The 8313-nt window shown below is 63.3% G+C and carries 10 protein-coding genes and 1 pseudogene; 10 read left to right on the top strand and 1 reads right to left on the bottom strand.

Features of this window, described 5'->3' with window-relative positions:
- The first annotated feature begins 15 nt into the window (after nt 1-15).
- Together Q0O95_RS12150 and Q0O95_RS12145 are read left to right on the top strand one after the other, a co-directional pair.
- Nucleotides 16-927 carry a metallophosphoesterase gene (locus tag Q0O95_RS12150; protein ID WP_293699047.1) on the top strand — a complete coding sequence of 304 codons (912 nt, stop codon included), beginning with the start codon at nt 16-18 and terminating at the stop codon, nt 925-927.
- Nucleotide 928: 1 nt separating this feature from the next.
- Nucleotides 929-1822, top strand: coding sequence for a tyrosine recombinase XerC (locus tag Q0O95_RS12145; RefSeq protein ID WP_293699045.1), 894 nt, complete (start codon nt 929-931; stop codon nt 1820-1822).
- A 106-nt stretch (nt 1823-1928) separates the two neighbouring features.
- Here Q0O95_RS12145 and Q0O95_RS12140 read toward each other — a convergent pair.
- Nucleotides 1929-2288: pseudogene (locus Q0O95_RS12140) on the bottom strand (peptidoglycan DD-metalloendopeptidase family protein); the annotation flags it as partial.
- A 267-nt stretch (nt 2289-2555) separates the two neighbouring features.
- On the opposite strand from Q0O95_RS12140, the gene rpsB reads away from it, so the two are divergent.
- From rpsB to Q0O95_RS12100, 8 genes are all read left to right on the top strand, one after another.
- Nucleotides 2556-3515 (top strand): 30S ribosomal protein S2, encoded by a 960-nt coding sequence (rpsB, locus tag Q0O95_RS12135; RefSeq protein ID WP_293699042.1) that lies wholly within the window; start codon nt 2556-2558, stop codon nt 3513-3515.
- A gap of 32 nt (nt 3516-3547) precedes the next feature.
- On the top strand, nt 3548-4375 hold the full coding sequence (gene tsf, locus Q0O95_RS12130; RefSeq protein ID WP_293699039.1) for a translation elongation factor Ts: 828 nt from the start codon (nt 3548-3550) through the stop codon (nt 4373-4375).
- A gap of 96 nt (nt 4376-4471) precedes the next feature.
- On the top strand, nt 4472-5200 hold the full coding sequence (gene pyrH / locus Q0O95_RS12125; RefSeq protein ID WP_293699037.1) for a UMP kinase: 729 nt from the start codon (nt 4472-4474) through the stop codon (nt 5198-5200).
- A gap of 25 nt (nt 5201-5225) precedes the next feature.
- Nucleotides 5226-5780 (top strand): ribosome recycling factor, encoded by a 555-nt coding sequence (gene frr, locus Q0O95_RS12120; RefSeq protein WP_293699034.1) that lies wholly within the window; start codon nt 5226-5228, stop codon nt 5778-5780.
- A gap of 14 nt (nt 5781-5794) precedes the next feature.
- Complete coding sequence (locus tag Q0O95_RS12115) at nt 5795-6715, top strand: phosphatidate cytidylyltransferase (RefSeq protein WP_293699032.1); 921 nt, start codon at nt 5795-5797, stop codon at nt 6713-6715.
- A 68-nt stretch (nt 6716-6783) separates the two neighbouring features.
- Nucleotides 6784-7335, top strand: a complete 552-nt coding sequence (locus tag Q0O95_RS12110; RefSeq protein ID WP_293699029.1) for a DivIVA domain-containing protein — start codon at nt 6784-6786, stop codon at nt 7333-7335.
- A gap of 36 nt (nt 7336-7371) precedes the next feature.
- The gene (locus Q0O95_RS12105) at nt 7372-8004 is read left to right on the top strand and encodes a lytic transglycosylase domain-containing protein (protein ID WP_293699026.1); all 633 of its coding nucleotides are present in this window, start codon (nt 7372-7374) and stop codon (nt 8002-8004) included.
- An 81-nt stretch (nt 8005-8085) separates the two neighbouring features.
- A complete protein-coding gene (locus Q0O95_RS12100) occupies nt 8086-8298 on the top strand; it encodes a hypothetical protein (RefSeq protein WP_293699023.1) in 213 nt (70 codons plus the stop codon).
- The last annotated feature ends 15 nt before the right edge of the window (nt 8299-8313 follow it).

Raw genomic sequence — 8313 nt, 5'->3', positions numbered from 1 at the left:
AGGTAGCATCGGGGGATGGGCTACGGGAAGCATCCGACTCCGGTGATGACGCTCGCGCACTTCACGGATACGCACCTCATCGCTGGTGATGGGCACGGCCCGGGGCTGATCGGTGGCATCGTCGATACAGAGCAGCGACTCACCGAGGCTCTCGAACGACTCCGGGCCACTGTCCAAGGTCAGGATGCGCCTCTTGCGGCCATTGTCGTCAGTGGCGACGTCGCAGACCGTGCCGAGCCCGAGGCGTACCGAATGGCTGCACAGATGTTCGGAGCCGTGGCGCAGGAGTTCAACGCGAGCCTCGTGTTCACCCCCGGCAATCACGACGAACGATCACCGATGGCTGAGCACCTCCTTGGTCTCGCACCAACACACGACGCCCTCGACGCCGTCTTCGACGTTCATGGCCTACGAATCATCGCGCTGGACAGTACGCTAAACGGCTACCACCACGGCGGCCTCGATGACGGCCAGGCGGAGTGGCTCGCCCAGCAGCTCCAGGCGCCCGCGCCGCTCGGCACGGTGCTGACAATGCACCACCCTCCGATTCCCTACCGGACCAACGTGATGCGCCTGCTCGAATTCGTCGATGATCAGCTGCTTGCCGATGTCATTCGCGGCACGGACGTGCGCCACATCCTCTGCGGTCACCTGCACGTGCAGGGAGGTGGCACGCTCGCTGGCGTTCCCGTGACGGTTGCCGGCGCGATCAGTTACGTCGATGACTTGAGCACGAGCCCCGCATCCATGCGCGGTATCGATGACGGGCAGGCATTCTCGCTCGTGGAGATCGGCGAGACGATTACCCACTGGTCGGTGCCGTCTCGTGAGTATCCCGGGCACGAACCCCTGCCGGAAGAGCTGCTCGCCAGCCTTGATGCGATGGCACCCGATGCCCGTCGCGAATGGTTCAGCAGAAAGCGCTGACATGGAGTTCGAGCACGCAATCGAGACGTTCGCTGCACATCTGCGCGATCAACGTGGGCTCAGCGAACACACGATCAAGGGCTACAGAAGCGACCTGAAGTCGCTAGCCGAGCACGCTGCCGAGCACGGGCTCCATGACGTTCCGCCCCTTCCGATCGATGCGGTGCGCGATTGGCTGTACGAATCGAGCGAGGCCGGGTTGTCGTCATCAACACTGGCCAGACGCTCAGCATCGGCGAGACAGTTCGGTGGATGGCTGGAAGAGTCCGGCAGCGCAGTTGGCAGGCTCAAAACACCGAAACGGGCCGGTCGATTGCCCCGCGTCGTCGGGGAAGAGGGGATAGGCGTCATGCTCGAGGCACTGCGCGCCAGGGTTCCCGACGGCGGCCCGGCAGCGGTGCGTGATCTCGCGGTCTTCGAACTGCTCTACGCGAGCGCACTGCGGGTCGGGGAGCTTGTCGCGCTCGATGTCGATGACATCGACACATCACGATTGACGGCAAGAGCCGTCGGCAAAGGCGATAAAGAACGTGTCGTCCCCTTCGGCCGGCCCGCCCTGGACGCGATCATCGATTGGCTGCGCGTCCGACACGCGTTCGTGCACGAACAGCGCACCTCGAACGCCCTCTTTCTAGGAGTGCGTGGGGGACGTTTGGGTCAACGACAAGTGCGGCAACTCATCGCCGAACTGCTCGAGCTGGTTCCCGGCTCCGGCCCAGCCGGCCCCCACACGCTGCGGCACAGTGCCGCTACCCACCTGCTCGACGGTGGCGCGGACCTGCGCGCAGTGCAGGAGCTGCTCGGTCACGCCAGCCTGGGGACGACCCAGATGTATACGCACGTCTCGTTCGATCGCTTGCGGAAGACATATGCCAATGCGCACCCTCGCGCATGACGGCCAGTGGCAGTAGCACCGGGCGTTCGAGCGTCAGGAAGAGCAGCGGGTCGACGTACTCGCCGTGCTTGCGAACGCCGAAGTGCAGACAGGTGCCGCAGCCGCGATGGTGTCCCTCAACGATCGCGATCGGCTCACCTGCGCTGACGGTGTCGCCGCGGGCAACGAGCGGTCGAACCGGCTCATGGCTCGTGAGCACTCCGTCACCGTGATCGAGCGAGACGACACCTCGATCCACGACAGTGCCCGCGTAGTGCACGGTGCCATCTGCTACCGCGGTCACGACGGTTCCGGCTGGAGCGCGGATGTCTATGCCTCGATGGCCGGCTGCCCAGGGCTCAGGAGGTGGTTCGAAGTGACGTACGATCTCCCGCCCCGGTACAGGCCAGGGCCAGCGGTCACCGTGAACACTCCCGAGGCTCGATAACGCGAGCAATATGGCGGCGGTGAATGCAAGTACGTGCATCCCGATATCGTTGCGGAAGCGCACCGTCTGCCGTTTCCGTGCGACAGCGCCTGTGGATGAATTCGGCCTGTTGGGCGTGAAGACGGGCGCAGAGCTCTCGAAAGGTGTACCATAAGTGCAGCATCTCGAAAGAGGTGACTTCGCGTGCTCATATTACGCATCGATCTCCCGCATGGTTCCAGTTCCGCTGGCGCGTGAGCGAGGCGAGCACCAGGGGCAGCGCCGAGGGCGCAGCCGACAAACCCAACAAGAAACAAAGGACCGACCATGGCAGTCGTAACCACTCGCCAGCTGCTGGACGCTGGTGTGCACTTCGGGCACCAGACCCGCCGCTGGAACCCCAAGATGAAGCGTTTCATCTTCACCGAACGCTCCGGCATCTACATCATCGACCTGCAGAAGTCACTGTCGTACATCGACAAGGCATACGACTTCGTTCGCGAGACCGTCGCACACGGCGGATCCGTGCTCTTCGTCGGCACGAAGAAGCAGGCGCAGGAGACCATCGCCGAGCAGGCGACTCGAGTCGGCCAGCCCTACGTGAACCAGCGCTGGCTCGGCGGTCTGCTCACGAACTTCCAGACCGTTTCGAAGCGTCTCGCGCGCATGAAGGAGCTCGAGGAGCTCGACTTCGAGAACACCGCTGCAAGCGGCTTCACGAAGAAGGAAATGCTGATCAAGCACCGCGAGCTGACGAAGCTCCACAAGTCGCTCGGCGGCATCCGCAACCTCACCCGCACCCCGAGTGCCGTGTGGGTCGTCGACATGAACAAGGAGCACCTCGCGATCGACGAGGCCAAGAAGCTCGGCATCCCCGTCATCTCGATTCTCGACACGAACTGCGACCCCGACGACTCGCAGTACCCGATCCCCGGTAACGATGACGCGATTCGCTCCGTTGCTCTGCTGACGAAGATCATCGCCGACGCGGCGGCCGACGGTCTCCAGCAGCGTCATTCCGGTGACACCGAGGCTGAGCCGATGGCAGAGTGGGAGCGCGAGCTCCTCGAGGCCGAGAAGCCTGCCGAGGAAACAGCGACCGAGAAGCCTGCCGATGAGGCAGCAGCTGAGAAGCCCGTCGAGGAAGCAGCGACCGAGGAGGCCGAGCAGCCGGCTGCAGAGGCTGAAAAGCCCGCGGAGGCTACTGAGGAGGCAGCAGAGGAAACCGCTGCTCCCGCGGCAGCCGAAGAGGTCAAGGCTCCGGCGGAGACCGCTGAGACCAAGTAAGAACGTTCGTTTCGAACCAGAAGGAGGGCCACATGGCCAACTTCAACATCGCAGACCTGAAGGCGCTGCGTGAGCAGCTCGGTACCGGTATGTCCGACACCAAGGCCGCGCTGGTCGAGGCAGATGGAGACATCGAGAAGGCGACCGAGATCCTGCGCCTCAAGGGCGCAAAGGGCAACGCCAAGCGCGCAGATCGATCAACCAGCGAGGGACTCGTCGCCGCTCGCGAGGGCGAGGGTAGCGCGACGATGATCGCACTCGCATGCGAGACCGACTTCGTTGCTAAGAACGAGAAGTTCGTCGCACTTGCCGACCGCGTCGTCGAGGCAGTCGCGGCCGCCGGCGCGAACTCCGTTGACGAGGGCCTGAACGCGCCGCTCGACGGCAAGACGGTCCGTGAGGTCATCGAAGAGCAGGCCGCCACCATCGGCGAGAAGCTCGAACTCGGACGCGCAGCAACGGTAACCGGCGACAAGTTCGCCGTGTATCTGCACCGCACGTCCAAGGACCTCCCGCCGCAGGTCGGCGTCGTGGTTGCCTACTCGGGTGATGATGCAGAAACCGCTCGCGCGGTCGCACAGCACATCGCGATGTTCGCTCCCGAGCACATCAGCCGTGACGAAGTTCCCGCTGACGTGGTCGAGAAGGAGCGCGAGCTCGCGGCCGAGATCGCACGTGGCGAAGGCAAGCCGGAAGCGGCACTGCCGAAGATCGTGGAGGGCCGCCTCACCGGATTCTTCAAGCAGACGGTACTGCTCGATCAGTCGTACGCTCGCGACAGCAAGCAGTCGGTCGGCCAGGTTGTCGAGGCAGCCGGCTTGAGCGTAACGGGCTTCGCTCGCTTCAAGATCGGTAGCTAAACACACAGTCGAAACGGGCCGGGTAACCCCGGCCCGTTTCGTATGTCGGTACCGCGCGAAGCGGTAGCATCGAAGTGATTCACGAGAAAGGCAACCATGACTCAGACCAGACGCCGCGTCCTGCTCAAACTTTCGGGAGAGGCGTTCGGCGGTGGTCAGCTGGGCGTGAATCCCGACGTCGTGCAGCACAGTGCTCGCCTCATCGCGGCAGCGTCCGAATCGGTCGAGATCGCCATCGTCGTGGGTGGCGGCAACTTCTTCAGGGGAGCGGAACTCAGCCAGCGCGGTATGGAGCGCGGCCGGGCCGACTACATGGGCATGCTGGGCACCGTCATGAACGCACTCGCCCTCCAGGATTTCCTCGAGCAGGCAGGCGTGCAGACGCGCGTGCAGTCCGCGATCCAGATGACGCAGGTTGCAGAGTCCTACATTCCTCGTCGCGCCGAGCGGCACATGGAGAAGGGCCGCATCGTCATCTTCGGTGCCGGCGCTGGGCTCCCGTACTTCTCCACCGACACGGTTGCCGCGCAGCGCGCACTCGAGATCGGAGCACACGAAGTGCTCGTGGCTAAGAACGGCGTCGACGGCGTCTACACAGCCGACCCGAAGCACGACCCGAACGCGCAGAAGCTCGAGCGCGTGACCTATCAGGAAGCGCTCGTGCAAGGGCTCCGTGTCGTCGACTCGACCGCGTTCAGCCTCTGCATGGACAACCGGATGCCGATGAGGGTGTTCGGCATGGAGGGGGAGGACTCCCTTCGACGCGCAATCCTCGGCGAACGAATCGGCACGCTCGTGACAGCCGATCCGGCGCCGGAAGCATAGAATTGAAGCAACGAAAGGGTAACCAGTGATTAGCGACGTTCTGGCCACGGCCAAGGAGAAAATGGATCAGTCCATCGAGTTCGCAAAGGACGACTTTGCGAACGTCAGCGCAGGGCGTGCGAATCCGGCACTGTTCGAGCGGATCCTGGTGGATTACTACGGTGCCCCCACCCCCTTGCAGCAGCTCGCATCGATGCAGCAGCCCGAGGCCAGGATGCTCATCATCACCCCGTTCGACAAGGCAGCTCTGAAGGACATCGAGAAGGCGCTGGTCGCTGCTCCCCACCTCGGCGCAACCCCCAACAACGACGGCAACATGATTCGCGTCACCATGCCGGAGCTCACGGAGGACCGCCGCAAGGAATACGTGAAGATCGTGAAAGACAAAGCGGAACAGGCCCGTGTGGCGATCAGGAACCTCCGCCGCACCGCGATGTCCGACCTCGAGGCGCTCAAAGGCGAGGTCTCCGACGATGAGATCTCGCGCGGTGAGAAAGAACTCGAACAGATCACGCGCGCATCCATCGATGGTGTCGAAGACGCACTGAAGAACAAGGAGAACGAGCTCCTCGCCGTTTAGCTCGTTTCACGTCCGTGTCAGAGAATCCCGAGCACCGTCAGCACAACATCACCGACCAGATTCGTCTGGCACGGGAGCAGGTTGAAGCCGTCAACGAACGGGTGAACAAGCGAGCAGGACGCAACATCCCCATCGCGATCGGTGTCGGGCTCGTCTTCGGCGCGATCGTCTTCGTCAGCCTGATCTTCCTCAAGGGTCTCTTCGTCGTCGTCGCGGTGGCGCTCGTCGCCTTCTGCCTGTACGAGATCTCGAGCGCGCTTCGGTTCGCCGGCCGTGACGTACCGCGTGTTCCGCTCATCGTGGTCGGCGCGCTCGTCATGCCCCTTACGTGGTTCTTCGGTAGCGAGGGATTATGGTTCGGCATCGTCGCAGCAGCGCTCTTCACCGGGCTGTGGCGCATCGGCGAGTTGCTCTTCAATAAGAAGACGCGAACCGGCTTTCGGGCCGTCGTCGCGGATATGGCTGCCGGTGTGCTCTGCCTCGCGTACGTTGCGGTGTTCGCCGGCTTCGCTGTTCTGCTCCTGCAGCAACCGGGGGGAGAGTGGTGGATCATCGCGTTCGTGGCGGTCACCGTCATCGTCGACACGGGTGCGCTGGTCTCCGGCGTTTTGTTCGGCAAGCACAAGCTTGCGCCGCGCATCAGCCCCGGCAAGACCTGGGAGGGCTTGATCGGGGCAGCGGTGCTCGCGCTCGTCGCCGGTGTCCTGCTATCGATCTTCCTGCTGGAGCTGCCCTGGTGGTTCGGGCTCATCTTCGGCGCGTGCATTCTGATTGCAAGCACGGTCGGCGACCTGTTCGAGTCGCTGATGAAGCGAGACCTGGCGATAAAAGACATCTCTTCGGTGCTCCCGGGGCACGGCGGCTTCCTGGACCGTCTGGACTCGGTCCTGCCGTCGGCTGCCGTTGCGTTAGCGCTGTATCAGATCGCACTGTAACCGCTGCTCCCGGTGACGCTGTGCGCGTATGACTTGAAGCGTGCGCCGAACGTGCTTGAATACTAACTGTGAATTCGACGTTTCCCAGAGTCAGGCGGACCCAGGCCGGCTACAACATCGAACAGGTCGAGGACTTCCTTGAGGAAGCTAGGCGAGCCTACGGTTCCGATGTGCAAAAGGTCACGGGCATCGACGCCCAATCCATTCGGCGAGTCAGTTTCGAGATGACCAAGGGCGGTTACTCTCCCGAACATGTCGACAATGCACTCGACCGGCTTGAAGACGCGTTCGCGAAGCGCGAGCGGGAGCGGGCGATCGGCGAAGAGGGCGAAGAAGACTACTTCGGGCGCATCCAGGCCGAAGCCGTTGCCGTTCTCGAACAGCTCTCGAAGCCGAATGAGGAGCGATTCACTCGACTGGGCCCCTTCCGGAAGGGGTATCGGATCGACCAGGTCGACGAATTCACTGAGGCCATCGTCTCGTACCTCAATGACGGGCCGGAGATGTCACCGGAGCAGGTTCGCCAGAAGAGCTTCGACGCGCAACGTGGCGGCTACGACGAAGACGAAGTCGATGATGTGCTCGATCGCGTGATTTTTCTTATGCAAGCTGTTCGATGATCGCGATTGTTACCGTTTCGTGATACGGTTGCCCAGATGTTCAGGCAGCAAACTTCACCTAGTACGCAACGTACCCGTACCCGCGGCATTGTCTCAGCAGGGGCCCTCCTCGTCGCGAGCGGCTTCGTGCTCGCTACGCTTCTGAACCCGGCGGCATCTTCGTTCGCCGAGCAGGAAGACTTGCCCACCATGGGCTTGCCGGCGCAGGCCATGACAGAAGTCGCCGGCGACGGATTCGCCTATGAGGTCGAGGAGATCGGCGTCGAATCGCCGACACCCACCCCGAGCGAAACCGAGACCACCGACAGTGACAGCGACAGTTCTGGCGACTCGCAGAACAACGTTCCTCGCGCCGACGCACCGGACCCGGGCTCAGCCCAGGCCATCGCGCGCGACTTGCTGGCCGCTAAGGGCTGGGGCGACGACGAGTACGCGTGCCTGTACAACCTGTGGATGCGCGAGTCCAACTGGAACGTGTACGCGCAGAACCCCTCGAGCGGCGCGTACGGCATCCCGCAGTCGCTGCCCGGAAGCAAGATGGCAAGCGCAGGCTCGGACTGGCAGACCAACCCCGAGACGCAGATCAGGTGGGGTATCGGCTACATCGAAGGTCGCTACGGCACACCCTGTGGTGCCTGGGCGCACTCCGAGGCCGTCGGCTGGTATTGACCCGTGGCTCGGCCACGACGATCCCGGAAGCGACACCAACCGTACGTGCCCCTTGACGTCGAGCGGATCAGCTCACGTGGCATGAACGTGCAGTTTAAGCACGGCATCGAGTGGAGCGTGCAGCCCGTTGCTGCGCATCAGGCGCAGAAGGACTACGTCTGCCCAGGATGCTCCCGCGCTGTCCAGCCCGGTACCGCCCACGTCGTGGTTTGGCGTAACGACTCCATCATGGGGGAGGTGTCCGCTCTTGCGGAGCGGCGCCATTGGCACAGCGGCTGCTGGCGCGCTGCATAGACCCGGCTAGTTGTC

The organism is uncultured Agrococcus sp., assembly GCF_945915485.1.
In the GTDB taxonomy this organism is placed as follows: Bacteria; Actinomycetota; Actinomycetes; order Actinomycetales; family Microbacteriaceae; genus Agrococcus.
The sequence above is the reverse complement of the archived record's forward strand: the minus strand, read 5'-3'. Positions and strand labels throughout refer to the sequence as shown.

Coding starts and splice junctions, on each gene's coding strand:
- Q0O95_RS12150 (WP_293699047.1), top strand. CDS start 16: ATGGGCTACGGGAAGCATCCGACTCCGGTGATGACGCTCGCGCACTTC.
- pyrH (WP_293699037.1), top strand. CDS start 4,472: ATGACTCAGACCAGACGCCGCGTCCTGCTCAAACTTTCGGGAGAGGCG.
- Q0O95_RS12145 (WP_293699045.1), top strand. CDS start 929: ATGGAGTTCGAGCACGCAATCGAGACGTTCGCTGCACATCTGCGCGAT.
- Q0O95_RS12105 (WP_293699026.1), top strand. CDS start 7,372: ATGTTCAGGCAGCAAACTTCACCTAGTACGCAACGTACCCGTACCCGC.
- Q0O95_RS12100 (WP_293699023.1), top strand. CDS start 8,086: ATGAACGTGCAGTTTAAGCACGGCATCGAGTGGAGCGTGCAGCCCGTT.
- rpsB (WP_293699042.1), top strand. CDS start 2,556: ATGGCAGTCGTAACCACTCGCCAGCTGCTGGACGCTGGTGTGCACTTC.
- tsf (WP_293699039.1), top strand. CDS start 3,548: ATGGCCAACTTCAACATCGCAGACCTGAAGGCGCTGCGTGAGCAGCTC.